Origin of the sequence: Leclercia sp. Colony189, assembly GCF_009740165.1 — a bacterium.
Taxonomy (GTDB): domain Bacteria; phylum Pseudomonadota; class Gammaproteobacteria; order Enterobacterales; family Enterobacteriaceae; genus Enterobacter.
The window spans coordinates 3,450,071-3,475,094 of the sequence record NZ_CP046557.1 but is presented as its reverse complement, the minus strand read 5'-3'; the positions used below and the strand labels follow the sequence as shown (position 1 = coordinate 3,475,094).

22 protein-coding genes are annotated in these 25,024 nt (G+C 56.6%); 12 read left to right on the top strand and 10 right to left on the bottom strand.

What is annotated here, in order from left to right:
• Nucleotides 1–175: 175 nt before the first annotated feature.
• Entirely contained in the window at nt 176–2,416 is a 2,241-nt protein-coding gene (locus tag GNG29_RS16530) for an EAL domain-containing protein (protein WP_156655506.1), read from the top strand.
• Between the two features lie 8 nt (nt 2,417–2,424).
• Here GNG29_RS16530 and ppx read toward each other — a convergent pair whose 3' ends face one another.
• The 4 genes from ppx to purM form a co-directional block, all read right to left on the bottom strand.
• Nucleotides 2,425–3,966 carry an exopolyphosphatase gene (gene ppx / locus GNG29_RS16525; RefSeq protein WP_103180690.1) on the bottom strand — a complete coding sequence of 514 codons (1,542 nt, stop codon included), beginning with the start codon at nt 3,964–3,966 and terminating at the stop codon, nt 2,425–2,427.
• Between the two features lie 3 nt (nt 3,967–3,969).
• Nucleotides 3,970–6,030: a polyphosphate kinase 1 gene (ppk1, locus tag GNG29_RS16520; RefSeq protein WP_103180689.1), complete on the bottom strand. Its 2,061-nt coding sequence runs from the start codon at nt 6,028–6,030 to the stop codon at nt 3,970–3,972.
• 193 nt (nt 6,031–6,223) lie between these two features.
• Entirely contained in the window at nt 6,224–6,865 is a 642-nt protein-coding gene (purN, locus tag GNG29_RS16515; RefSeq protein ID WP_156655018.1) for a phosphoribosylglycinamide formyltransferase, read from the bottom strand.
• Nucleotides 6,862–7,899, bottom strand: a complete 1,038-nt coding sequence (gene purM, locus GNG29_RS16510) for a phosphoribosylformylglycinamidine cyclo-ligase (protein WP_103180687.1) — start codon at nt 7,897–7,899, stop codon at nt 6,862–6,864. The genes purN and purM overlap by 4 nt, the downstream gene beginning before the upstream one ends.
• 278 nt (nt 7,900–8,177) lie before the next feature.
• Between purM and GNG29_RS16505 the strand changes: the two genes are divergently transcribed.
• The 4 genes from GNG29_RS16505 to GNG29_RS16490 all read left to right on the top strand — a co-directional run bounded on the left by GNG29_RS16505 (nt 8,178) and on the right by GNG29_RS16490 (nt 12,672).
• On the top strand, nt 8,178–9,608 hold the full coding sequence (locus GNG29_RS16505; protein WP_103180686.1) for a 6-phospho-beta-glucosidase: 1,431 nt from the start codon (nt 8,178–8,180) through the stop codon (nt 9,606–9,608).
• Between the two features lie 256 nt (nt 9,609–9,864).
• Entirely contained in the window at nt 9,865–10,491 is a 627-nt protein-coding gene (upp, locus tag GNG29_RS16500; RefSeq protein WP_032613066.1) for a uracil phosphoribosyltransferase, read from the top strand.
• Nucleotides 10,492–10,585: 94 nt separating this feature from the next.
• Nucleotides 10,586–11,875 (top strand): uracil permease, encoded by a 1,290-nt coding sequence (gene uraA, locus GNG29_RS16495; RefSeq protein ID WP_156655017.1) that lies wholly within the window; start codon nt 10,586–10,588, stop codon nt 11,873–11,875.
• Between the two features lie 95 nt (nt 11,876–11,970).
• Nucleotides 11,971–12,672, top strand: a complete 702-nt coding sequence (locus GNG29_RS16490) for a DnaA inactivator Hda (RefSeq protein WP_214422612.1) — start codon at nt 11,971–11,973, stop codon at nt 12,670–12,672.
• Between the two features lie 32 nt (nt 12,673–12,704).
• Here GNG29_RS16490 and arsC read toward each other — a convergent pair whose 3' ends face one another.
• Nucleotides 12,705–13,064 (bottom strand): arsenate reductase (glutaredoxin), encoded by a 360-nt coding sequence (gene arsC / locus GNG29_RS16485; RefSeq protein ID WP_103180683.1) that lies wholly within the window; start codon nt 13,062–13,064, stop codon nt 12,705–12,707.
• Between the two features lie 11 nt (nt 13,065–13,075).
• Entirely contained in the window at nt 13,076–14,539 is a 1,464-nt protein-coding gene (gene bepA / locus GNG29_RS16480) for a beta-barrel assembly-enhancing protease (RefSeq protein ID WP_103180682.1), read from the bottom strand.
• Between the two features lie 222 nt (nt 14,540–14,761).
• Here bepA and GNG29_RS16475 point away from each other — a divergent pair, with 222 nt between their 5' ends.
• Nucleotides 14,762–15,823, top strand: coding sequence for an AI-2E family transporter (locus GNG29_RS16475; protein ID WP_103180681.1), 1,062 nt, complete (start codon nt 14,762–14,764; stop codon nt 15,821–15,823).
• Nucleotides 15,824–15,918: 95 nt separating this feature from the next.
• On the opposite strand, the gene bcp is transcribed toward GNG29_RS16475, so the two are convergent.
• Nucleotides 15,919–16,389: a thioredoxin-dependent thiol peroxidase gene (bcp, locus tag GNG29_RS16470; protein WP_039029687.1), complete on the bottom strand. Its 471-nt coding sequence runs from the start codon at nt 16,387–16,389 to the stop codon at nt 15,919–15,921.
• The gene (locus tag GNG29_RS16465) at nt 16,389–16,958 is read right to left on the bottom strand and encodes a glycine cleavage system transcriptional repressor (RefSeq protein WP_197431813.1); all 570 of its coding nucleotides are present in this window, start codon (nt 16,956–16,958) and stop codon (nt 16,389–16,391) included. Before GNG29_RS16465 ends, bcp begins: the two co-directional genes overlap by 1 nt.
• Before the next feature lie 145 nt (nt 16,959–17,103).
• On the opposite strand from GNG29_RS16465, the gene dapA reads away from it, so the two are divergent.
• From dapA to ypfH, 6 genes are all read left to right on the top strand, one after another.
• Nucleotides 17,104–17,982, top strand: coding sequence for a 4-hydroxy-tetrahydrodipicolinate synthase (dapA, locus tag GNG29_RS16460; RefSeq protein ID WP_103180679.1), 879 nt, complete (start codon nt 17,104–17,106; stop codon nt 17,980–17,982).
• 16 nt (nt 17,983–17,998) lie between these two features.
• Nucleotides 17,999–19,033, top strand: a complete 1,035-nt coding sequence (gene bamC / locus GNG29_RS16455; RefSeq protein WP_103180678.1) for an outer membrane protein assembly factor BamC — start codon at nt 17,999–18,001, stop codon at nt 19,031–19,033.
• Nucleotides 19,034–19,142: 109 nt separating this feature from the next.
• Nucleotides 19,143–19,856, top strand: coding sequence for a phosphoribosylaminoimidazolesuccinocarboxamide synthase (gene purC, locus GNG29_RS16450; protein ID WP_103180677.1), 714 nt, complete (start codon nt 19,143–19,145; stop codon nt 19,854–19,856).
• A gap of 126 nt (nt 19,857–19,982) precedes the next feature.
• Complete coding sequence (locus tag GNG29_RS16445) at nt 19,983–20,846, top strand: neutral zinc metallopeptidase (protein ID WP_156655015.1); 864 nt, start codon at nt 19,983–19,985, stop codon at nt 20,844–20,846.
• A gap of 15 nt (nt 20,847–20,861) precedes the next feature.
• A complete protein-coding gene (locus tag GNG29_RS16440) occupies nt 20,862–22,862 on the top strand; it encodes a tRNA(Met) cytidine acetyltransferase TmcA (protein ID WP_409201140.1) in 2,001 nt (666 codons plus the stop codon).
• Nucleotides 22,863–22,935: 73 nt separating this feature from the next.
• Nucleotides 22,936–23,631 (top strand): esterase, encoded by a 696-nt coding sequence (ypfH, locus tag GNG29_RS16435; protein ID WP_103180674.1) that lies wholly within the window; start codon nt 22,936–22,938, stop codon nt 23,629–23,631.
• Nucleotides 23,632–23,669: 38 nt separating this feature from the next.
• Here ypfH and GNG29_RS16430 read toward each other — a convergent pair whose 3' ends face one another.
• Together GNG29_RS16430 and dapE are read right to left on the bottom strand one after the other, a co-directional pair.
• Entirely contained in the window at nt 23,670–23,867 is a 198-nt protein-coding gene (locus GNG29_RS16430; protein ID WP_039029679.1) for a YpfN family protein, read from the bottom strand.
• A gap of 26 nt (nt 23,868–23,893) precedes the next feature.
• Entirely contained in the window at nt 23,894–25,021 is a 1,128-nt protein-coding gene (dapE, locus tag GNG29_RS16425) for a succinyl-diaminopimelate desuccinylase (RefSeq protein WP_156655013.1), read from the bottom strand.
• Nucleotides 25,022–25,024 lie beyond the last annotated feature (3 nt).

The window sequence follows — 25,024 nt, the reverse complement described above, 5'->3', positions numbered from 1 at the left end:
ATGTGAATCTAATTGAGCGATATTAATATTTTTGATTTAAGTCAAATGTCACCCGCCGTTGCTAATTAAAATCTTTTATTCCCTTCGTGTAATCGTTATTCGATGCGCGGCAACAGTGTCAGGTTGGATGCCTGTCTGAATTACCCCCGGGATCAGCGGGTTTACTATGGCATCTATGACTATTTTCACTTTATACAAAAAATACAAAGATCGCTGGTGGGCGCTGCCGATGCTTCTGCCGATCGTGCTGCTGCCCATTGCGCGCTTAGCTACTACCTACACCCAGGTTGAGGGGAGTCTGGTGGTGCTCTACTATATGCCGCTGGCGTTGTTACTCGCGCTCATGCTGTTTTATGGAATGGCGGCAGTGCCGGGCATTATGGTTGCGCTCTTCCTGCACTATTATCCCTCGATTGGCGACTACGAAACGGCGATTGCCATTGCGCATTTCCTGATCCCTATAACTCTCAGTTGGGGCGGATATCGGGTCTTCACACCCCGACGTAATATGACTGCCTATGGCGACGCACGGCTTATCGCGCAACGGATGTTCTGGCAGATGTTCTGCCCGGCCACGATTTTTCTCCTGCTATTTCAGTTCGCGGTTTACCTCGGCGTTTACCAGACGCGGTTTGACCTGGCCGGTATCAGTACTCCCGGGATCCGCTCGCTGATTAACTATCAGGGGTTACTGGTTGGCTGCCTGACAGGGGTGCCCTTCAGCTATGTGATCATCCGCATCCTCCGTCATCCCCGCTATCTGCGCAGCCTGATATCGCAGATTAGGAGCCAGATAGACCGCAAAGTGTCGCTGGCAGAAGCCCTATTATGGGTGTTGATCAACAGTGCCTTACTGGCCCTGCTGTTATGGCCGATTAACGAAAACAGCAGCATCTTCAGTACCAACTATACGCTGTCGCTGCTGATGCCGGTCATGCTGTGGGGATCGATGCGCTTCGGTTATAAGCTGATGTCTCTGATCTGGACCCCAGTGCTGATCGTCTCTATTCACTATTTTTACCGCTATATCCCCTGGTCACAGGGATACGATATTCAGCTCACCATTACCTCCTCCAGTTATCTGGTCTTTACCTTCGTGGTGGTCTATATGGCAGTACTGGCGACACGTCAGCGGGCCATCAATATTCGTGCCAGACGGCTGGCGTTTCTCGACCCGGTGGTGCACATGCCAAACCTGCGGGCGCTCAATCGTGCCCTGGGCAAAAAGCCCTGGTCGGTGCTCTGTTTCTTGCGCATCCCTGAACTGGAAGTTTTGGGGCGTAACTATGGCGTATTGCTGCGCATCCAGTACAAACAGAAGCTGGCCGCCTGGCTGAATGATTATCTGCAGCCGGATGAGTGCATCTATCAACTCTCGGGTCACGATTTAGTGTTGCGTTTAAATACCGAGCTGCACCAATCCCGTATTGAAGAGCTGGATCTGCACATCAAACGCTTTCGCTTTATCTGGGATGGGATGCCGCTGCAGCCGCAGGTGGGGGTCAGTTACTGCTATGTGCGTTCACCGGTGGTGCATATCTATCTGCTGCTGGGTGAGCTGAGTACCATTGCGGATCTCTCTCTTGCGACCAACCACCCGGAAAACCTGCAGCAGCGGGGCGCAATCAACCTGCAGCGCGGTCTGAAAGACAAGGTTGCGATGATGAATCGCGTGCAGCGGGCGCTGGAAAAAGATGAGTTTACCCTGCTGGCGCAGCCCGTACAGGGCATCCGCGGCGATAGCTATCACGAGATACTGCTCCGCCTGCAAAATGGTGATGCCGGGCTGATCTCGCCCGATATCTTTTTGCCCGTTGCCATGGAGTTTGGCCTTTCGTCGCGAATTGATCTGCTGGTGCTGGAGAAGACGCTTCAGTTTATGGCGAAGAATCGCGAAACGCTCCCGGGGCAGCGGTTCGCCATTAACCTTTCGCCAACGTCCGTTTGCCGGGCCCAGCTGCCGCTTGAGGTCAGCCGAATGTTGCAAAAATATGCCATTGAGAGCTGGCAGCTCATCTTCGAGATCACCGAAAGCAGCAGCTTCGGCAACGCCGGGCTGGCGATGCAGACCGTCAACCATCTGCAGCAGATGGGGTGCCGGATTGCCATTGATGATTTTGGTACCGGCTACGCCAGCTATGCGCGCTTGAAAAACGTGGATGCCGATATTCTGAAGATCGACGGCAGCTTTATTCGTAACATCGTCAGCAATAGTCTGGATTACCAGATTGTCGCTTCGATCTGTCATCTTGCGCGGATGAAAAAGATGCTGGTGGTGGCGGAGTATGTTGAAAGCGAAGAGATCCGCCATGCGGCTGAAGCGCTGGGCATTGACTATTTTCAGGGCTATTTGATTGGCAAACCTGTGCCGCTGGAGAGTCTGCTTAGGGGTGAGGCGCTCGGTATGAGCGCCTGACGGGAAGATTACGCGGCGACGTGCGGGGAGTGCTCTTCTTCAATTTTCAGGCACCAGCCGGTGACGGCGCTCCAGTACTGTTGCTCTTTTTCCAGATCCAGCAAGACCAGCGCATTCTGGCTAAACCAGTCATGCGGGAAACTCAGCGTCCAGTGGTTATCGTCCGTGGTGAGCGTCAGCGTAGGTGGCGTCGTCGTCGCCTGGCGCTGGTTGTTCAGCAGCACGCCCAGACGTAACAGCTGGATCAGCGGCAGGAACTGTTTTTTCTTGAACAGCGTAAAGCGCGGCAGCTCATCCAGCTTAACGGCTTTACGATGATAGCGCACCAGCGAGGCCATCATGGTCTGCTGCTCCTGGTTGAAGCCTGGCAGGTCGCTGTGTTGCAGAATGTAGGCCGAATGGCGGTGCATCCCGCTGTGGTTGATATTGAGCCCCACTTCATGCAGCATCGCCGCCCATTTGAGCAGAGCCGCCAGCTGCGGATGCGCCAGTTTCGGGTTCTGGGCTTCCCACTGCTCATACATTTGGGTCGTGGTTTCCAGCACGCGTCTGGCCTGTTCGCGGTCAATATTGTACTGGTTGGCCAGGCTCTGCGCGGTGCGGCTGCGAATATCCTGATGACGGAAACGGCCTTCCATCTCATAGAGTACCCCTTCGCGCAGCGCGCCGTCGGAAAGACGCAGCTCGCGGATCGCCAGCGCATCGAACACGCCACACAGGATCGCCAGACCCGGCACAAACACCGCTTTGCGCTCTTCGGAGAGACCCGGCAGGCTGAGGGCGGTAAAGCTCTTATGCTTGAGCACCTCTTCCATCAGCCTGGTCAGACGCTCAGGGGTAATAAAGCCATCTTTTTCGCCCATCTCCACCAGCACTTCGTGTGCCGCTTTGATCGTACCCGAGGCGCCAAGCGCCACGTTCCAGCCCTGCAGACGGTATTGCCAGGCGAGGGACTCCAGCTTCTGTACCGCGGCCATCCGCGCGCGCTGGAAGTTCTCCCGGCTGATCGCCCCGCCGGGGAAATAGAGTTGGGCAAAGCTGACGCAGCCCATCCGGCGGCTTTCGACCAGATGCGGCTCAAAGTTTTCGCCGATCACCAGCTCCGTCGAGCCGCCGCCAATATCAATCACCAGCTTGCGGCCTTTTTCAGGTTGCGTATGTTCCACGCCCATAAAAATCAGACGGGCTTCTTCGTTACCCGAAATGATTTCGATAGGGTAGGGGATCACCTTTTCCGCGCGCTTTAAAAATTCCGTCGCGTTTGCGGCCTGGCGCAGGGTATGCGTTCCGACAATGCAGACGCTCGACGGGGTGAAACCCTGCAGGCGTTCGGCAAACAGCGACAGGCAGTTCAGCCCGCGCTCCATCGCCTCTTCGCTGAGCATATTGTTCGCATCCAGGCCGTCAGCCAGGTGCACACGCTGCTTCAGACGACCGATGATCTGCATTGCGCCATCCACCTCACGGGCGATGACCATGTGGAAGCTGTTAGAACCAAGGTCGACCGCAGCAAACTCCTGCGGTCGTGGGGTCTTATCGTTTATCGGCATAGGTTAATCGGATTGCTCGAGTGATTTTATATAGTCGTAAATCGCCAGCTGTGCCCGTACTTTACGGCGATTGCCGCGCGGCACATAGCGGTTACTCAGTTCTTTATCGACATAACGTGCTTTTACAGTATCACTTAACAACAGGTCGATAATATCAAGAATTTGTTGCTTCAGCCGCGGATCGAGCAGCGGTGCCGCCACTTCAATCCGGTAATCGATGTTTCGCGTCATCCAGTCGGCGGAAGAGAGGTAGACGCGTTTATCGCCGCCATTCTCAAAAATATAGATCCGATCGTGCTCAAGATAGCGATCGACGATGCTGATGACGCGAATATTTTCACTGATGCCCTCAAGATCGGGGATCAGCGAGCACATGCCGCGGATCAGCAGATTAACCTGAACTCCCGAACTGGAGGCGGCATACAGGCGATCCACCAGTCCTTTATCGACCAGGTTGTTGAGCTTAAGCGTAATGCCGGCCGGCTGGCCGTTTTGCGCGTTGGCGATCTCGCGGTCGATCATGTCATACAGCAGACGACGGGAGTTCTGCGGGGAGACCAGCAGATAGTCGAAATTAACCGGACGATAGGGGTTTTCAATAAAGTTGAAGACCCGACGCACCTCGTTGGTGATCCGCGCATCGGCGGTCAACAGCGAGTAGTCGGTATAGATGCGCGCGGTCTTCTCGTTGAAGTTACCGGTGCCGATGTGGGCATAACGCACCACATCATCACCCTCTTTACGGGAGATGAGGAACAGCTTGGCGTGGATCTTCAACCCAGGGGCCGAGAAGATCACGTGTACGCCCGCTTCGGTCAGACGACGGGCCCAGTGGATGTTGGCCTCTTCATCGAAACGCGCCTGCAACTCCACCACCACGGTCACTTTTTTGCCGTTGTGGGCAGCGTGGATCATCGCATCGATAATGCGGGAATCTTTCGCCACGCGGTAGATGTTGATTTTAATCGCCAGCACGTTGGGGTCGAACGACGCCTGACGCATCAGCTCCAGCACATGCTCAAAGGTGTGGTACGGATAGTAGAGCAGGACATCGCGCTCGCGAATGGCGTCGAAGCCGTTACGGAACTTATCAAACCAGATATGGCGCAGGCGGGGCAGCGGCTTGTTCACCAGGTTGGCCTTGCCGACGTTTGGGAAGCCGATAAAGTCTTTGAAATTGTGATAGCGACCGCCCGGCACAATGGAGTCATAGCGGGAGATGGTCAGCTTTTCGCGCAGCATATCAACCATGGCATCAGGCATATCGCGCTGATAGACAAAGCGCACCGGCTCCGCCGTCAGACGCTGCTTAAGGCTGGATGACATCAGCTCCATCAGGCTGGCCTCCATCTCGTGCACCAGGTCATACTCGGCATCGCGGGTCATCTTCATGGAATAGGCGTTCAGCGCATCGTAGTCGAAGAAGCCTTTGAAGATATCGTCCAGGCAGTAGCGCAGGATGTTATCCAGCAGGATCATCGGCTTGCGGCGGCGCGGCGTTTCCGGTGGCAGGTTGACGAAGCGCGGCACCTTGTCTGACGGGATTTCCAGCAGCGCATAGCGGATGCTGTCGCCGCGGATAATCTCCACCGCCAGATAGGTGTAGTCATCTTTCAGGAACTGCACCAGATCGGTTTCGCGGTTAATCAGAATCGGGGTGATGTGCTGGCGCAGATACTGTTTGAAATAGTGACGCAGCCAGCTCTGCTGGTTAACCGAGAGCTGACGCTCGTTAATCAGGAAGATTTGATTACGCGCCATCTCCAGCAGCAGTTCGTTATACAGGCTGTCAAATTCCTGGTCGGCTTTCAGTACCCGGGACTGGATCTTGCCAAGCAGATGACGCGAATTCGAGTTTAAACCCTGCTCTTCGCTAATGATGATTCGACGCTTCAGTTCAGCGAAACGTACCTTATAGAATTCATCCAGATTATTGGAGTAAATCCCCAGAAAACGCATGCGCTCAATCAGCGGGTTACTTTTGTCGGCCGCTTCCTGAAGCACGCGCTCGTTGAACGCTAACCAGCTTAGCTCTTTCTCGATGTATAACTTTTCCTGACCCATTACTACTCACACTCCAGTTCAATCACAGGACGTGGTAAATCCGTCTCGCCTTTATTATGGCGAGCATTTCCACAATATGTCCAACTGTGTCAGAAAAGTATGACAGTTAAATTTTTTCTTGAGGGATAATAGAGAGTTGGCGGGGCAAAAGGTGCTGTAGGCCGGGTAAGCGATAGCGCCACCCGGCAAAAGTTTACTCTTCCGCCGCGTGACCTTGCGGGGGTAACGGCGCGCCATCCAGCCAGGCGGCGCCGTCGCGCATTTCAAGACGGCCTTCAACGAACCAGCTCACCACCAGCGGGTAGATAGCGTGCTCCTGAGCCTGCACCCGGGCGGTCACCTCCTCTTCACTGTCGCCTTCAAACACCGGCACTTTCGCCTGCAGGATCACCGGGCCGCCGTCCAGTTCGTCAGTAACGAAATGGACCGAGGTGCCGTGCTCCTCATCGCCGTTGTCCAGCACCTGACGGTGGGTATTCAGGCCAGGATATTTAGGCAGCAGGGAGGGGTGGATATTGAGCAGACGTCCGGCATAGTGCGCGACAAACGCCGGGCTTAAGATCCGCATGTAGCCGGCCAGCACCACCACATCCGGGGCGTAGGCGTCAATCTCCTGCACCAATTCGCGGTCAAACGCCTCGCGGCTGGCAAACTGGGCAGCGCTGAGCGCATGCGTGGCAATGCCCGCGAGGCGGGCACGCTCAAGGCCGTATGCATCGGCCTTGTTACTGAATACTGCGCGGAGGGTGCCGTTGATCTTCTTCTGTTTGCAGGCATCGATGATAGCCTGCAAATTACTTCCGTTACCGGAAATGAGCACCACTATATTTTTCATTCAATGACCACACGCTGTTCGGAATCAGATGCTTTGATGATACCGATTTTCCACGCGTTTTCACCTTTCGCCTGCAGCAGCGCCAGGGCATTGTCCACTTCGCTTGCCGGCAAGGCGATAACCATCCCCACGCCGCAGTTGAAGGTGCGATACATCTCATGATCGCTGACGTTACCGGCATCCTGCAGCCAGTTAAATACCGCAGGCCACTGCCAGGAGGATGCGTCGATCACCGCCTGGGTGTTATCCGGCAGGACGCGCGGAATGTTTTCCCAGAAGCCGCCGCCGGTCAGGTGGGCAATCGCGTGAACGTCCACATTCTCAATCAGCTCCAGAATGGATTTCACGTAGATGCGGGTCGGTTCGAGCAGGTGATCGGCCAGCGGTTTACCTTCCAGCTCGGTGGTGAGAGGGTCGCAGCCGCTCACTTCAACAATTTTGCGCACCAGGGAGTAGCCGTTAGAGTGCGGGCCACTGGAGCCCAGCGCAATCAGCACGTCGCCGTCGGCCACTTTGCTGCCGTCAATGATCTCTGATTTTTCGACAACGCCCACGCAGAAGCCAGCCACGTCGTAATCGTCGCCGTGGTACATGCCCGGCATTTCAGCGGTTTCACCGCCGACCAGTGCACAGCCTGACTGCAAACAGCCTTCTGCGATACCGCTGATGACGCTGGCTGCGGTGTCGACGTCCAGCTTGCCGGTCGCGTAGTAGTCGAGGAAGAACAGCGGCTCAGCGCCCTGAACCACCAGGTCGTTCACGCACATCGCAACCAGGTCAACGCCGATGGTGTCGTGGCGTTTCAGATCCATCGCCAGACGCAGCTTGGTGCCCACGCCGTCGGTGCCTGAGACCAGAACCGGTTCACGGTATTTTTGCGGCAGCGCGCACAGTGCGCCGAATCCTCCCAGACCTCCCATCACTTCCGGGCGGCGGGTTTTTTTAACTACCCCTTTGATACGGTCAACCAGCGCATTACCTGCGTCAATATCTACACCGGCATCTTTGTAGCTGAGAGAAGTTTTGTTGGTCACGGCTCAAGTCCCCACGCGATTGCATTGCGATATAAGAAAAATCGGCGCAATTCTAACAGTCCAGGCAAACGTTTGCGAGCCCATTCTGCAACAGAAAAATGTGCGCCTGAAAATTGAGTAAAAATCGACTCTTAGCATACAAACATGAACCCGTTCACGAAAATGAAACCGGGTACATTCTTATTCTTGCAACCCTGCCACTGAATGCACATCATTTCACTGAAACCGGTTTCTGTACTCTTTTTTGCCGATAATTAACGCTGAATGAGGGATATTGCATGTCAGGATTCAAAGAGGGTTTTCTGTGGGGCGGCGCAGTGGCGGCGCATCAACTTGAAGGCGGCTGGCAGGAGGGCGGGAAGGGCACGAGCGTGGCAGATGTGATGACCGCTGGCGCCCACGGCGTCCCCCGCGAAATTACCGACGGCGTACTGCCGGGCAAAAACTACCCCAACCATGAAGCCATCGATTTCTATCACCGGTATAAAGATGACATCCAGCTGTTCGCGGAAATGGGCTTTAAATGTTTCCGCACCTCCATAGCCTGGACGCGTATTTTCCCGAAAGGCGATGAACAGCAGCCTAACGAGGCGGGGCTCCAGTTTTATGACGATCTGTTTGATGAGTGCCTGAAGCATGGCATCGAGCCGGTGATCACCCTCTCGCACTTCGAAATGCCTTATCACCTGGTGAAAGAGTACGGCGGCTGGCGTAACCGCAAACTGATCGACTTCTTTGTGCGCTTTGCCAGCGTGGTATTCGAGCGCTATCAGCACAAAGTGAAATACTGGATGACCTTTAACGAGATCAACAACCAGGCCAACTTCCACGAAGATTTCGCCCCGTTTACCAACTCCGGGCTGAAGTACCAGCCGGGTGAAGATCGCGAGCCGGTGATGTTCCAGGCGGCGCACTATGAGCTGGTCGCCAGTGCCCTGGCGGTAAAAGCCGGACGCGACATCAACCCGTCCCTGAAAATTGGCTGCATGATCGCCATGTGTCCGATCTATCCCCTGACCTGCGCCCCGAACGACATGATGATGGCGATGAATGCCATGCACCGCCGCTACTGGTTCACCGATGTGCACGTGCGCGGCGCCTATCCGCAGCATCTTCTGAACTACTTTGCCCGTCGCGGTTTTGCGCTGGATATCACCGAAGAGGATAAAGCGGCGCTGAAACAGGGCTGCGTGGATTACATCGGCTTCAGCTACTACATGTCGTTTGCCACCAAAGCCACGGAGGACAACCCGCAGCTCGACTACGACGAAAGCAAAAGCCTGGTCTCCAACCCCTATGTGCAGAAATCGGACTGGGGCTGGCAGATTGATCCGGTGGGGCTGCGTTACTCCCTGAACTGGTTCTGGGATCACTACCAGCTGCCGCTGTTTATTGTCGAGAACGGGTTTGGCGCCATCGACGTGTTGGAGAGTGACGGCACGGTCAATGACCAGTACCGCATTGACTATCTCAGCGCCCATATCCGTGAGATGAAAAAAGCGGTGGTGGAAGATGGCGTGGATCTGATGGGCTATACCCCGTGGGGCTGTATCGATCTGGTCTCTGCCGGAACGGGCGAGATGAAAAAACGCTATGGCTTTATCTATGTTGATAAAGACAACGAAGGCAACGGCACGCTGAATCGCAGCAAGAAGAGGTCGTTCGCCTGGTATCAGAAGGTGATCGCCAGCAACGGCGAGTCGCTTTAAACGCCCACTGCCGGGTGGCGGCTTCGCCTTACCCGGCCTACAAAACCGTAGGCCCGTGCAAGCGCAGCACCGCCGGGCGAAAATCCGCACAAAAGCCGGCGATCCCCCGCCGGTTTTTTTTGTCTCTTTTATACTCTCTGACAGCCTCTAATTCACTTTGGTTGATCCCGGTCAAGCAAGATGGGTATGGTGCTATCCGAAAAAAGCGGTATAATCCGGCGATTTTTTTGTGGCTGCCACCCGAAGGAGAAAGAGAATGAAGATTGTGGAAGTGAAACACCCACTCGTTAAACACAAGCTGGGCCTGATGCGTGAGCATGACATCAGCACTAAGCGCTTTCGTGAACTGGCCTCTGAAGTTGGCAGCTTACTGACCTATGAAGCAACCTCCGATCTGGAAACCGAAACTGTGACCATCGAAGGCTGGAACGGCCCGGTACAGGTTGAGCAGATCAAAGGCAAAAAAATTACCGTTGTGCCAATCCTGCGCGCAGGTCTGGGCATGATGGAAGGGGTGCTGGAGCACGTTCCGAGCGCGCGTATCAGCGTGGTTGGCATCTACCGTAACGAAGAGACGCTGGAGCCGGTGCCCTATTTCCAGAAGCTGGTCTCCAATATCGACGAGCGTATGGCGCTGGTCGTTGACCCGATGCTGGCCACCGGTGGCTCCATGATCGCCACCATCGACCTGCTGAAAAACGCGGGCTGCAGCAGCATCAAAGTATTGGTACTGGTTGCCGCGCCGGAAGGCATTGCTGCGCTGGAAAAAGCGCACCCGGACGTTGAACTGTACACCGCCTCTGTCGATCAGGGCCTGAACGAGCACGGGTACATCATCCCGGGACTCGGCGATGCCGGCGATAAGATTTTTGGTACTAAATAAGTGAATAACGAAAAAGAAGCCGACTTTGATAGTCGGCTTTTTTTTGAATAAAAAACCCAACCGCTTAAAACAAACAACACTTGAGGAAGATTCTATGACGCGCCGTGCTATCGGGGTGAGTGAAAGACCGCCACTTTTGCAGACAATCCCGCTTAGTTTGCAGCACCTGTTTGCGATGTTTGGTGCAACCGTGCTGGTGCCAATCCTGTTCCACATTAACCCGGCCACCGTGCTGCTGTTTAACGGCATCGGTACGCTGCTTTATCTCTTTATTTGTAAAGGTAAGATTCCGGCCTACCTGGGCTCCAGCTTTGCCTTTATCTCCCCGGTCTTGCTGTTGTTGCCGTTAGGCTATGAAGTGGCGCTGGGTGGTTTCATTATGTGCGGCGTGCTGTTCTGTCTGGTGGCTTTCATTGTGAAGAAAGCGGGGACCGGCTGGCTGGATGTGATGTTCCCCCCTGCGGCGATGGGCGCAATCGTTGCCGTCATCGGTCTTGAATTAGCCGGTGTGGCCGCAAACATGGCGGGCCTGCTGCCTGCCGACGGGCAATCCCCGGATACTAAAACCATTACTATCTCGCTGGTCACGCTGGGCGTGACGGTCTTTGGCTCCGTGTTGTTCCGCGGTTTTATGGCAATTATCCCGATCCTGATCGGCGTACTGGCTGGCTATGCGCTCTCCTTTGCGATGGGCGTTGTGGATACCACCCCGATTGCCCAGGCCCACTGGTTCGCGCTGCCAACCTTCTACACCCCGCGCTTTGAGTGGTTTGCCATCTTCACCATTCTGCCTGCGGCGCTGGTGGTGATTGCCGAGCACGTCGGTCACCTGGTGGTGACGGCGAATATCGTCAAGCGCGACCTGATCCGCGACCCGGGTCTGCACCGCTCAATGTTTGCCAACGGCTTCTCAACCATCATCTCCGGTTTCTTCGGCTCCACGCCAAACACCACCTATGGTGAGAATATCGGCGTGATGGCTATTACCCGCGTCTACAGCACCTGGGTTATCGGCGGTGCGGCGATTTTCGCCATCCTGCTCTCCTGCGTCGGTAAGCTGTCGGCGGCTATCCAGATTATCCCGGTTCCGGTGATGGGCGGTGTTTCGCTGCTGCTGTACGGGGTGATTGGCGCCTCCGGTATTCGCGTTCTGATCGACTCAAAAGTTGACTACAGCAAAGCGCAAAACCTGATCCTGACCTCGGTGATCCTGATTATCGGCGTCAGTGGTGCCAAGGTGCACATTGGCGCCGCCGAGCTGAAAGGCATGGCGCTGGCCACCATCGTCGGTATCGGTCTGGCCCTGATCTTCAAGCTGATCTCCGTTCTGCGCCCGGAAGAGGTGGTGCTGGACGCCGAAGAGAGCGAAAAAGTCTCGCATTGATCCTGCAACCGGGTGGCCGATCCGCCCGGTTCTCTCCCCGCTTGTTCCGTGTTAAACTCTGGGCCGATTCCGAGTAAGACCTGGTTGAGGTATTTCTGAACGCACCGGCACAGCTCTCTTTGCCACTTTATCTTCCCGACGACGAAACTTTCGCGAGTTTCTGGCCGGGTGATAACCCCTCTTTACTGGCTGCACTGCAAAACGTGTTGCGCCAGGAGCACAGCGGTTACATCTATATCTGGTCACGCGAAGGCGCGGGGCGCAGCCATCTGCTGCACGCCGCCTGTGCTGAACTTTCTCAGCGCGGGGATGCGGTCGGCTATGTGCCGCTGGATAAACGCACCTGGTTTGTGCCGGAGGTGCTCGATGGAATGGAACAGCTGTCGCTGGTCTGCATCGACAATATCGAATGCGTGGCGGGGGATGAGCTGTGGGAGATGGCGATTTTCAATCTCTATAACCGCATTCTGGAGTCGGGGAAGACCCGGCTGCTGATTACCGGCGATCGACCGCCGCGTCAGCTGAATCTCGGGCTGGCCGATCTGGCTTCGCGTCTCGACTGGGGACAAATCTACAAATTACAGCCGCTTTCCGATGAAGATAAGCTGCAGGCTTTGCAGCTGCGGGCGCGGTTACGGGGATTTGAACTGCCGGAAGATGTGGGACGTTTTCTGCTAAAACGTTTAGATCGCGAGATGCGTACGCTGTTTATGACGCTCGATCAGCTGGATAAGGCATCCATCACCGCCCAGCGGAAGCTCACCATTCCTTTTGTGAAAGACATTCTCAATCTGTAGGCCCGGCGCACGCGCTACCGGGCCATTCCTGCTTACTTCACAATCTCAAGCACCTGCTCAGGCGGGCGGCCAATCCGGGCCTGGCCGTTGGCCACCACAATCGGGCGCTCAATCAGCTTCGGATGCTCCACCATCGCCTGAATTAACTCATCTTCACTGAGCGCGCTGTCTGCCAGACGCAACTCTCTGTAAAGCTCCTCTTTCTGGCGCATTAACGCTCTGGCGCTGGTCATTCCCAACTGGGCGAGCAGCGTGCGGAGGGTGTCGGCATCCGGCGGCGTATCCAGATAGAGCACCACCTGCGGCTCAACGTCGTTGGCTTTCAGCAGGTTCAGGGTTTCGCGGCTCTTTGAGCAGCGAGGGTTATGGTAGATCGTAACCGCGTCAGACATCTTTTCTCCTTTTACATCTTTTCATACGCGCGATAGCGCTGCTGCAGCTGGCGCAACTGATCGATACGGGCATCGTAACGGGCCTGTTGCAGGCTGCCGAGTTTCACCTGCGAGCTGGCGCTGCTCAGCAGGGAGATGGCCTGATCCAGACGTCCGGCCAGGGCATAACCTTCGGCGCGGGCAGCCAGCTCCTGATCGCGATGGCCGAGCGCGGCTTCCGCCTGGGCCAGCAGATCCCAGCCGTTAGGATCATCTTTATTATTGAAGGTGTAGCGGTTGAGAATGGGCGCGGCTTCCTGCGGCTGTCCACCCTGTAAGTAAGCATTCGCCAGGTTGAGTTGCAGGACCGGGTTATTGCGCAGGTCACGGGCGCCTTTCAGACGGTTGATCGCATCCTGGGCTTTTTTCTGCCCTAAGTCGATGTCAGTTGCCAGATCAAGATACCAGGCATTGTTGGCCTCTGCGGCCAGCAGCGGCTGCAGGTTTTTGCGCGCCTCGTCATAATTGCTGGCCTCCATTGCCTGTAAGGCACGGCCATACCGGGCGGCACGCTGTTCACGCACGTTGCCTTTATTCAGGGCATCGAGCAGATCGTTGGTCAGCTGGTTGCGCCCCGAGTTGTACATGCCGAGGGTTCTGACCTTCGCCATATAGAAATCTTCTGAGGACTGCGCCACCACCGGACGCATCTGGTTGGCGCGGTTGCGGGCATCCGAGAGACGGCTTTCCGGCAGGGGGTGAGTCAGCAGAATTTCCGGCGGACGCGAGGAGTAGCGCGCCCGGTCGAGTAACTTTTCGAGGAAGTTCGGCATCGCCTGCGGGTCGAACCCGGAGCGTTGCAGTACCTGAATACCGATGCGGTCCGCTTCCTGTTCATTTTGCTGGGTAAAGCTGATCATCCCCTGACGGGTGCCGGCCAGGGTACCGGTCAGCGCGGCCATACCCGCTTGCGGGCTCGCCATCGCCAGCAGGATAGAGCCCAGTGCGCCCACCCAGGTGAGCGGGGCGCTGCGCTTCTGATCTTCCATCGCGCGCGCCAGGTGACGCTGGGTGACGTGAGAAATTTCGTGCGCCATTACCGAGGCCAGCTGGCTTTCGTTGTCGGCATAGCGGAATAACGCCGAGTGCAGCACCACGTTGCCGCCGAAGAAGGCGAAGGCGTTGATCTCGTCGTTATTGATCAAATAGAAGTGGAAAGGGGTCTTTACCGAATCCGCGTGGGAGACAAGGCGCATCCCCAGCGAATTGATGTACTGCACCAGCAATGGATCGTTGATCAACGGCGCACTGCCGCGCAGCTGGCGCACGTAGAAATCGCCCATTTGCATCTCCTGACCAATGGAGAGCGTGCTTCCTGCCGAGGTGCCCATATCCGGCAATGCGTCTGCAGAGTCAGCGAAGGCTGGCATCATCTGGCCAGCGGTCAGCGCAGCGATGAGCGTCGCAACCAACGTTTTTTTCAACTGCCTGAACATAACCTCTGTCCTGTCTGGTGGGTGTGCTAATTTGACCGAAGAACCCGCATATCGTTCATCTGCGGCTGCTCTGCAAGTGTATGCGCCTCAGGGCGATAAGAAAATCCCTCTTTTCAGGCTTTTGCGTTTTGTGACGGAGCAAGAAAAAGCGAAAGTCTTTTCATTAACTCTTCGATACAATTCACTCTTTACGTTCCGCCAATATCTTCAGGGAAGGGTTGAATGCTCGAGTTATTAATGCAGTGGTACCGCCGACGTTTTAGCGATCCTGAGGCCATTGCTTTGCTGATTATTCTGGTTGCCGGTTTTGGCATCCTCTTCTTCTTTAGCGGGCTGCTGGCGCCGCTACTGGTGGCAATCGTGCTCGCCTATTTACTGGAGTGGCCTACCGTCCGGCTGGAAAATATTGGCTGTTCCCGCCGCTGGGCCAGCATCATCGTGCTGGTCTTTTTTGTCGGCATCCTGATGGTGATGTCCTTTGTAGTATTGCCGATCGCCTGGCAGCAGGGGATCAATCTCATCCGCGATATGCCGGGGATGCTCAGCAAACTCTCTGACTTTGCCGCCACCCTGCCGCGCCGCTATCCGGCCCTGATGGATGCGGGCATCATTGATGCCATGGCTGAGAACATGCGCACCCGCATCATGACGATGGGGGATACGGTGGTCAAATTCTCCCTCGCGTCGCTGGTGGGGCTGCTGACGCTGGCGGTCTATCTGGTGCTGGTGCCGCTGATGGTCTTCTTCCTGGTCAAGGACAAAGATCAGATGCTTAACGCGGTGCGCCGCGTCCTGCCGCGTAACCGTGGGCTGGCAGGGCAGGTGTGGAAGGAGATGAACCAGCAGATCACCAACTACATTCGCGGCAAAGTGCTGGAGATGATTGTCGTTGGGGTTGCCACCTGGATTGGCTTCTTAATCTTCGGCCTGAACTACTCGCTACTGCTGGCGGTGCTGGTAGGCTTCTCGGTGCTGATTCCCTATATCGGGGCGTTTGTGGTCACCATTCCGGTAGTGGGCGTGGCGCTCTTCCAGTTTGGTCTTGGCACCGAGTTCTGGAGCTGTTTCGTCGTCTATCTGATTATTCAGGGGCTGGACGGAAACCTGCTGGTTCCGGTGCTGTTCTCGGAAGCGGTAAACCTGCACCCACTCGTCATTATTCTGTCGGTAGTAATTTTTGGCGGATTGTGGGGATTCTGGGGAGTCTTCTTCGCGATCCCGCTGGCCACGCTGGTTAAAGCGGTGGTGCATGCCTGGCCGGATGTGCCGGCAGTGGAGGAGTAGGCTGTTGCCCGGCGGCGCTAACGCTTGCACGGGCCTATGGATTTTGTAGGCCGGGTAAGCGTAGCGCCACCCGGCCAAACAAGCGAAGAGCCAAATCAGGCGTTCGCTTTCACCCATTCCAGCACCACATCGTGGTGATTGCTGGTTTTGAAGTCATCAAACACGTGTTCAACTTTGCCGTCAGCGTCGATCAGGAAGCTGATGCGGTGGATACCGTCATAGGTTTTACCCATAAAGGTTTTCTCACCCCAGACGCCAAACGCGTTGCAAACCTGGTGATCTTCGTCAGAAAGCAGCGTGAAGTTAAGCAGCTCTTTTTCGGCGAAACGAGACAGTTTTTCCGGTTTGTCGGTGCTGATACCCAGCACTTCGACGCCGGCGGTTTTCAACTCGTCCATGTTATCGCGTAAGCCGCAGGCTTGTACGGTACAGCCTGGGGTCATGGCTTTCGGGTAGAAATAGACCAGTACACGCTGTCCCTGGAAGTCGGTCAAATTTACTTGCTCACCGTCTTGATCGGGCAAGCTAAATTTCGGTGCGATGTCACCGGCTTTCAGTGGATTCATTACTCAACTCCATCCTGTTCATGCTGGGAATAATTGACGACGTTAATACTGCCTTGCGCATTCAGTTCTGTACAGAGGGCTTTGAACGCTTGCTCGATATTTGAGGCATCCCGCGACGCCGGGCTGTGGGCGGTGATCTGAATAAACAGTTTCGGCACGGCGTCATCTTTGCCCGGTTGCGTCCGCGAGACCAGCTCGGCGATATTCATCTGGTGGCTGTCAAACAGGGCGGTAAAGCGTTCGATTAAATGCGGGGAGTCAGTCACTTCCACCTGGACCCAGACGGTAGCCGGCAGGGCAGGCTGCGGGCGCGCGGTGGTGCGCTTCATCACGATCAGCAGATCCAGCTCTGCGCCTTTTAACGGCAGGGTCGATTCAATCAGGGTAATCGCATTCCACGACCCGGAAAGCAGCATGATGAAAGTAAACTCTTCACCCAGCATCGCCAGGCGGCTGTCTTCGATGTTGCAGCCGCAGCTACTGACGTGGCGGGTGATGGTGTTCACGATCCCCGGCCTGTCGGCACCCAGCGCAGTAATAACCAGGTAATGTTGTGATGAGGTTGTCAAACCTGTTCTTCCTTTGCTTGGTTTAGTCTTTCTAAGGAAAGCATAAAAAAAACCGGCATACAATAACCTGGAGGTCTCACGTCGCTTGCTTTTATTACAGCACCAAACGTACCATTGAGGCTCTTGTAAGCACAGAGGATGGCCCATGTTCACGGGAAGTATTGTCGCGCTTGTAACACCGATGGATGAGAAAGGTAATGTCTGCCGGTCAAGCCTGAAGAAACTGATTGATTATCATGTCGCCAGCGGAACCTCGGCGATTGTTTCGGTAGGAACTACCGGTGAGTCTGCTACGTTGAGCCACGAAGAGCATGGCGAAGTGGTGTTGATGACCCTTGAACTGGCTGACGGGCGTATCCCGGTTATCGCTGGTACAGGTGCCAACGCCACGGCTGAAGCCATCAGTCTGACCCAGCGCTTCAACGACAGTGGTGTGGTGGGATGCCTGACGGTAACCCCATACTACAACCGTCCTACCCAGGAAGGTCTGTTCCAGCATTTCAAAGCCATCGCTGAACATACTGACTTGCCACAAATTCTGTATAATGTGCCGTCGCGCACTGGCTGCGATATGCTGCCAGAAACGGTAGGCCGCCTCGCGAAAGTAAAAAATATTATCGGTATTAAAGAGGCGACCGGGAACTTAAGCCGCGTTCATCAGATCAAAGAGCTGGTTTCAGACGACTTTATTCTGCTGAGTGGCGATGATGCGACCTCGCTGGACTTTATGCAGCTCGGCGGCCACGGCGTGATTTCCGTGACCTCTAACGTTGCAGCCCGCGATATGGCTGAAATGTGTAAACTGGCTGCGGCTGGTCATTTCCAGGAAGCGCGTGTGATTAACCAGCGTCTGATGCCGCTGCACAACAAATTATTTGTCGAACCCAATCCAATCCCAGTGAAATGGGCATGTAAGGAGTTGGGACTTGTAGCGACCGATACGCTGCGTCTGCCAATGACCCCGATTACCGACCACGGTCGTGAAACGGTCACTGCGGCGCTGAAGCATGCCGGTCTGCTGTAAAGTTTAGGGAGATTTGATGGCTTACTCAGTACAGAAGTCGCGCCTGGTGAAGGTTGCGGGTGTTTCGCTTGTTATGCTGCTCGCGGCCTGTAGCTCAGATTCACGCTACAAGCGCCAGGTGAGCGGTGACGAATCCTATCTGGATGCTGCGCCGCTTGCTGAACTTCATGCACCTGCTGGCATGATCCTGCCCATTCAGAATGGCGACTACAACATTCCGGTTGCCAACGGTAGCGGCGCGGTAGGCAAAGCGCTTGATATTCGTCCGCCAGCACAGCCTCTGGCGCTGGTAAGCGGGGCGCGTACTCAGTTCACCGGCGATACCGCGACGCTGCAGGTTGAGAGCGCGCGCAATGCCGGGCTGTGGCCGCAGGTGGTGAGCGTACTTCAGTCGAAGAACTACGCGATTACCCAGCGCGACGATGCCAGCCAGACGCTGACGACAGACTGGATCGAATGGAGCCGTCTGGATGAAGACCAGCAGTACCGTGGGCGCTATCAAGTCTCTGTTAAACCTCAGGGTTATCAGCAGGCGGTGGTGGTTAAACTCATCAACCTGGAGCAGGCGGGCAAACCGGTTGCCGACGCGGCATCCATGCAGCGTTACAGCACCGAACTGCTTAACGTGATTGCTGCGGGTCTTGATAAGAGCGCCACCGACGCGGCGAATGCTGCTCAGAACCGTAATGGTGCCACCTTCGACGTGCAGAGCGCTGCCGACGATACCGGTCTGCCAATGCTGGTAGTGCGTGGTCCGTTCAACCAGGTCTGGCAGCGTCTGCCTTCCACCCTTGAGCGTGTCGGCATGAAAGTCACCGACAGCACCCGCTCAACCGGCAGCATGACGCTCACCTACAAACCGCTCTCTGACAGCAGCTGGGAAGAGCTGGGCGTACGCGATCCGGGTCTGGCTTCGGGCGATTACAAACTTCAGGTCGGCGATCTGGACAACCGTAGCAGCCTGCAGTTTATCGATCCGAAAGGCCATACGCTGACCCAGTCGCAGAATGATGCGCTGGTCGCTGTCCTTCAGGCGGCATTCAGCAAGTAAAAAAAGGGGCTGGTTAATCCAGCCCTTTTAATTTTCGTGCTACGCAAACGTGTGCGTGGCATAATATCTCCAGTTTTGAACACAAATCATCACACCAGGAGTAATGAAGATGCAGAAGCAAGCTGAGTTGTATCGTGGCAAAGCGAAAACCGTATACAGCACCGAAAACCCGGATCTGTTGGTGCTCGAGTTCCGCAATGATACGTCAGCAGGAGATGGCGCGCGCATTGAGCAGTTTGACCGTAAAGGCATGGTGAACAACAAGTTCAACCACTTCATTATGAGCAAGCTCGAAGAGGCGGGTATCCCGACGCAGATGGAAGCGTTACTGTCCGATACAGAGTGTCTGGTGAAGAAGCTGGACATGGTGCCGGTTGAATGTGTCGTCCGTAACCGCGCCGCGGGCTCCCTGGTGAAGCGTCTGGGCATCGAAGAGGGCATGGAGCTGAACCCACCGCTGTTCGACCTGTTCCTGAAAAACGACGCCATGCACGACCCGATGGTCAACGAATCTTACTGCGAAACCTTTGGCTGGGTGAGCAAAGAGAATCTGGCGCGTATGCAGGAGCTGACCTTCAAAGCCAATGACGTGCTGAAGAAGCTCTTTGACGACGCGGGCCTCATTCTGGTCGACTTCAAACTGGAATTCGGATTGTATAAAGGTGAGGTGGTGCTGGGTGATGAATTCTCCCCGGACGGCAGCCGCCTGTGGGACAAAGAGACCCTGGATAAAATGGACAAAGACCGCTTCCGCCAAAGCCTGGGCGGCCTGATTGAAGCGTACGAAGCCGTTGCTCACCGTCTGGGTGTTAAACTCGATTAATCCTGCCCTACCTGCCAGAGGAGCACAGCCTCCTCTGGCATCTCACTCCTGTTTCCTGTGGTAATCTTGCTTCGAAGCGCCTACGATCATACCTGTTATCAAGATGATATTTTTCGAGGTGGGATTATGCGCTGGCAAGGGCGTCGCGAAAGTGACAATGTGGATGACAGACGCAGCAGTAGGGGCCCGTCAATGGGCGGCCCGGGATTTCGCCTGCCGGGAGGCAAGGGCGGCATTATTATTTTGCTGGTGGTCGTGGTGGCGGGCTACTACGGGGTCGACCTGAGCGGGCTGTTAACCGGGCAACCGATTCAGCAACAGCAGCAGGCAACGCGCTCCATCAGCCCGAGCGAAGACGAGGCGGCGAAATTTACGTCGGTCATTCTCGCCACCACGGAAGATACCTGGGGCCAGCTGTTTGAAAAAATGGGCCGTACCTACCAGCAACCGAAGCTGGTGATGTATCGCGGCGCCACCCGCACCGGCTGCGGCACCGGACAATCGGTCATGGGTCCGTTCTACTGTCCTGCTGACTCTACCGTCTATATCGATCTCTCCTTCTACGATGACATGAAACATAAGCTGGGCGCCGACGGCGACTTTGCCCAGGGCTATGTTATCGCCCATGAAGTCGGCCATCACGTGCAAAAACTGCTCGGGATTGAACCTAAAGTGCGTCAGCTGCAGCAGAATGCCAGCGAGAAAGAGGTGAATGCCCTGTCGGTACGCATGGAACTGCAGGCCGACTGCTTTGCCGGCGTCTGGGGTCACAAGATGCAGCAGGAGGGCGTGCTGGAGGCGGGCGATCTGGAAGAGGCCCTCAACGCGGCCCACGCCATTGGCGATGACCGTTTGCAACAGCAAAGTCAGGGCCATGTCGTGCCAGACAGCTTTACGCACGGTACGTCAGAACAGCGCTATAACTGGTTCAAAAAGGGCTTTGACGGCGGCGATCCGGCACAGTGCAATACCTTCGGCAAGGCGCTGTAATTTTCAATGTCAGGGATGAATTTATCAGGCCTGCCTGAACAACTGGCGCGGGAAGGGCACCGGCGGCTGCTGGTGCTGAGCGGGGATGAAACCTGGACGCAGCAGCAGGCGCGGCTGTTGAAAGAGGAGTATCCCGGGGAGTGGCTGTGGATTGGCGCTGATGCCCCGCAGCCGCCATCCTGCGCGCCCCAGGCGCTGCATCGGCTGCTGGGCCGTGAGTTTCTTCACGCTATCTTCGACGCCCGGCACGGCTTCGACGTCTCGGCCTTTGCTGCCGTGGCGGGCACCCTGCGAGCCGGCAGTCTACTGGTTTTACTCACACCCGACCTGACGCATTGGCCAAAGATTCCCGACCAGGATTCGCTGCGCTGGAGCGACAGGCCAGAGCCCATCCCTACGCCGCGCTTTATTGACCGCTTCTGCCGCCACATCCTGGGCGATCCGCAGGTGTTACGCTGGCAGCAGGGCGAGCCTTTTATGCTTACGCCAACGCCACCCGCACCCGACTGGCATCCAGCCAGCGGCGAGCCCCAGAGCGAGCAGGCTGCGATACTGGACCAGCTCATTACCATGCCTGAAGGCGTCGCCGCCGTCACCGCTCCACGCGGGCGCGGCAAGTCGGCGCTGGCGGGCATGCTGTTGCATCGCATTATGGGCAACGCCATTGTCACCGCTCCCGCCAGGGCGGCGACCGACGTCATTGCCCGTTTCGGCGGTGAGCGCTATCGCTTTATGGCCCCTGACGCGCTGCTGGCCCCGGACGAACATGCCGACTGGTTGATCGTTGATGAGGCGGCGGCCATTCCCGGCCCGCTGCTGGAGCGGCTGGTGACGCGCTTCCCCCGGGTCCTGCTTACCACCACGGTGCAGGGCTATGAGGGCACCGGCAGGGGGTTCCTGCTGAAGTTCTGCGCCCGTTTTGCCGGGCTGCGTTACTTCACCCTCTCCACCCCGGTGCGCTGGGCGTCAGGCTGCCCGCTGGAGCGCCTTATCGCCCAGGTGCTGCTGTTTGATGATGAGCCCGACGACAGCATCCCGCTGGGGGAGATCGGCTACGCAACCCTGGAGCAGGAGGCCTGGAACCGCGCCCCTGCGCTCCCGGCGGCGGTCTATAAACTGCTTTGCGCGGCCCACTACCGGACATCCCCCCTCGATCTGCGACGCATGATGGATGCCCCCGGACAGCATTTTGCCGTCGCCCGGGCAGGGGAGAGCGTCTGCGGCGCGCTGTGGCTGGTGGAGGAGGGAGGCTTAAGCCCGGCGCTCAGCCAGGCGGTATGGGCGGGCTACCGGCGTCCGCGCGGTAATCTGGTGGCGCAATCTTTGGCGGCACACGGGGGCTCGCCCCTGGCGGCAACGCTGAGCGCGAGACGGGTGACCCGCGTAGCCGTTCATCCTGCCCGCCAGCGCGAAGGCATTGGCCGGGCGCTGGTGGCCGCGGCCTGCCAGCAGACGAGCCTCGACTACCTTTCTGTGAGCTTTGGTTACACCGACGCGCTCTGGCGTTTCTGGCAGCGCTGCGGTTTTGTGCTGGTGCGCATGGGGAGCCACCGGGAGGCCAGCAGCGGCTGCTTCACGGCGATGGCACTCCTGCCGCTTAGCCCGGCGGGGCAGGCGCTGTGTCAGCGCGAGCATCAGCGGCTCTGTCGTGATGCCGCAGTGATTGAACGCATGAACGGAGAAAAGATCCCGGTAGAGCCCGCGGGTGAGTCTACCCTTAATGATGATGACTGGCTGGAGCTGGCCGGATTTGCTTTTGCGCATCGCCCCCTCACGGCGTCGTTTGCCAGTCTGACGCGCCTGCTGCGGTCAACGGTTCTGCCCCTGGCAGGCTTGCGGGGCAAAATCGAGCAGGACCGGGACGACGGCGCTCTGAGCCAGAGTCTGGGGCTGAACGGGCGCAAAGCGTTACTGAATTATCTGCGCAGCGAGGCGGGCCAGGCGCTGGCGCAGCTGGACAGTCAGCGCTGTCAGGAGCTGAAGCAGACGGTTTTGCAATGGCAATTTTTTCAATAACTTCATCAGTAAACTGGCATGTTCATTCTGCCTGTCAGGCGTAGAATCCCGCTTACCCATTAAGGAGACTGCCATGAAACATGACCATTTTGTTGTCCAGAGCCCCGCTATGCCAGCCAAACAGCTTTTGCTGCTGTTTCATGGCGTTGGCGACAACCCGGTCAATATGGGGGAGATTGGCCGCTGGTTTGCACCCCTGTTTCCTGACGCGCTAGTGGTGAGCGTGGGCGCTCCGGAGCCTTGCGGCCCGAACGGCCGTCAGTGGTTTTCCGTGCAGGGCGTGACCGAAGAGAGCCGTCAGGAGCGCGTGGATGCCATCATGCCGGCCTTTGTCGAAACGGTGCGTTACTGGCAGCAGCAAAGCGGTGTGAAGGCGGATGCCACGGCGCTGATCGGTTTTTCCCAGGGAGCGATTATGGCGCTGGAGAGCATAAAAGCGGAGCCAGGCCTGGTCTCGCGGGTAATTGCTTTCAATGGCCGCTATGCGACCTTGCCCGGACAGGCGACCACCAGAACCACTATTCATCTGATCCACGGCGGGGACGATCGCGTGATTGAGCTCTCCCATGCGGTTGCTGCCCAGGAGGCGCTGATCCGCGCGGGCGGTGATGTGACGCTGGATATTGTCGACGATCTGGGGCACGCCATTGACGATCGCAGCATGCAGTTTGCGCTGGATCACCTGCGTTTTACCGTGCCGAAACGTTACTTCGATGAAGCGCTCAGCGGCGGCAAGCCCAATGATGACGACATCGTGGAGTTCTTTTAGCGGATAACCCTCTCCCCGCCGGGGGAGAGGGGCAGGCATTACTTCTTCTGGTCTTTCTTCGGCCAGTCGTCTTCATCATCCCACTTGTCGTTAAAGTCACGATGTGGGGGGAGTTCAGGTTTGTTGGCGAGGAATTTCTTATGGTCAACGCGCTTGAGATCCTTGATCACATTCAGCAGTACGCCTACCAGAAAAACCAGTACCAGGATCCACCAGTATTTAGCCAGCCAGTCCATTCGCTTATCCTTCTTTGGGGCAACCGTCAGGCGACAAGTTGCTCCATGATACGTTGATACATACGGGCCAGCAGTTGCAAATCAGCGGCATTCACGCATTCATTGATTTTATGAATCGTGGCATTCACCGGCCCAAGTTCGACCACCTGTGCACCCATGCGGGCAATAAAGCGTCCGTCAGAGGTACCGCCTGTGGTCAGCAGTTGCGGTTTAATTTCATTATAGTGCGCGATGGCGTTAACTACCGCATCCACCAGTTTGCCGCGCCCGGTCAGGAACGGCTGGCCCGAAAGCCACCAGTCGATGCTGTAGCGCAGCTGGTGTTTCTCCAGCAGGGCCACGACGCGGGCTTTGATCATCTCATCCGTCAGCTCGGTGCTGAAGCGGAAGTTGAACTGCACAAACAGATCGCCAGGGATCACGTTGTTGCTGCCGGTACCGGCCTGAATGTTGGCGATCTGCATGCTGGTCGGTGGGAAATATTCATTGCCTTTATCCCACTCAATGCCAACCAGTTCCTCGAGCATCGGCGCGGCGCGGTGCACCGGGTTATCGGCCAGATGCGGATAAGCCACGTGACCCTGGACGCCGTGAATGGTCAGGTTGCAGGTGATAGAGCCGCGACGGCCATTTTTCACCACGTCGCCCACCATTTCGGTGCTGGACGGCTCGCCCACCAGGCAGTAATCCAGACGTTCATTACGGGCCATCAGCGTTTCAACCACCTTCACGGTGCCGTTTTTAGCGCTGGCCTCTTCATCAGAGGTGATTAAAAACGCCAGGCGGCCTTTATGGTTCGGGTATTGCGCCACGAAACGTTCGGCGGCAACCACCATCGCTGCCAGCGATCCTTTCATATCTGCCGCGCCACGACCAAAGAGCATGCCGTCGCGGATGGTCGGTTCGAAAGGAGGGTTGATCCAGCGATCGGCATCACCGGCGGGTACCACATCGGTATGTCCGGCAAATGCCAGGGTTTCACCCTGGCCGCGCCAGGCCCAGAAATTTTGCGTGTCGCCAAAATCCATCGGTTCGACGGTAAAACCAATCGCCCGCAGGCGTTCGATCATCAGAGCCTGACAACCCGCATCATCAGGGCTCAGGGAGGGGCGGCGAATAAGCTGCTGAGTCAGCTCAATGACCGGGCATGACATAGA

Bases quoted from the DNA above. Each gene is read 5' to 3' on its own strand.
- GNG29_RS16505 (WP_103180686.1), top strand. From the start codon at position 8,178: ATGTCAGGATTCAAAGAGGGTTTTCTGTGGGGCGGCGCAGTGGCGGCG.
- dapA (WP_103180679.1), top strand. From the start codon at position 17,104: ATGTTCACGGGAAGTATTGTCGCGCTTGTAACACCGATGGATGAGAAA.
- ppk1 (WP_103180689.1), bottom strand. From the start codon at position 6,030: ATGGGTCAGGAAAAGTTATACATCGAGAAAGAGCTAAGCTGGTTAGCG.
- bcp (WP_039029687.1), bottom strand. From the start codon at position 16,389: ATGAATCCACTGAAAGCCGGTGACATCGCACCGAAATTTAGCTTGCCC.
- ypfH (WP_103180674.1), top strand. From the start codon at position 22,936: ATGAAACATGACCATTTTGTTGTCCAGAGCCCCGCTATGCCAGCCAAA.
- bamC (WP_103180678.1), top strand. From the start codon at position 17,999: ATGGCTTACTCAGTACAGAAGTCGCGCCTGGTGAAGGTTGCGGGTGTT.
- GNG29_RS16445 (WP_156655015.1), top strand. From the start codon at position 19,983: ATGCGCTGGCAAGGGCGTCGCGAAAGTGACAATGTGGATGACAGACGC.
- upp (WP_032613066.1), top strand. From the start codon at position 9,865: ATGAAGATTGTGGAAGTGAAACACCCACTCGTTAAACACAAGCTGGGC.
- ppx (WP_103180690.1), bottom strand. From the start codon at position 3,966: ATGCCGATAAACGATAAGACCCCACGACCGCAGGAGTTTGCTGCGGTC.
- bepA (WP_103180682.1), bottom strand. From the start codon at position 14,539: ATGTTCAGGCAGTTGAAAAAAACGTTGGTTGCGACGCTCATCGCTGCG.
- GNG29_RS16440 (WP_409201140.1), top strand. From the start codon at position 20,862: ATGAATTTATCAGGCCTGCCTGAACAACTGGCGCGGGAAGGGCACCGG.
- GNG29_RS16475 (WP_103180681.1), top strand. From the start codon at position 14,762: ATGCTCGAGTTATTAATGCAGTGGTACCGCCGACGTTTTAGCGATCCT.
- purC (WP_103180677.1), top strand. From the start codon at position 19,143: ATGCAGAAGCAAGCTGAGTTGTATCGTGGCAAAGCGAAAACCGTATAC.
- dapE (WP_156655013.1), bottom strand. From the start codon at position 25,021: ATGTCATGCCCGGTCATTGAGCTGACTCAGCAGCTTATTCGCCGCCCC.
- GNG29_RS16430 (WP_039029679.1), bottom strand. From the start codon at position 23,867: ATGGACTGGCTGGCTAAATACTGGTGGATCCTGGTACTGGTTTTTCTG.
- arsC (WP_103180683.1), bottom strand. From the start codon at position 13,064: ATGTCTGACGCGGTTACGATCTACCATAACCCTCGCTGCTCAAAGAGC.
- uraA (WP_156655017.1), top strand. From the start codon at position 10,586: ATGACGCGCCGTGCTATCGGGGTGAGTGAAAGACCGCCACTTTTGCAG.
- purN (WP_156655018.1), bottom strand. From the start codon at position 6,865: ATGAAAAATATAGTGGTGCTCATTTCCGGTAACGGAAGTAATTTGCAG.
- GNG29_RS16530 (WP_156655506.1), top strand. From the start codon at position 176: ATGACTATTTTCACTTTATACAAAAAATACAAAGATCGCTGGTGGGCG.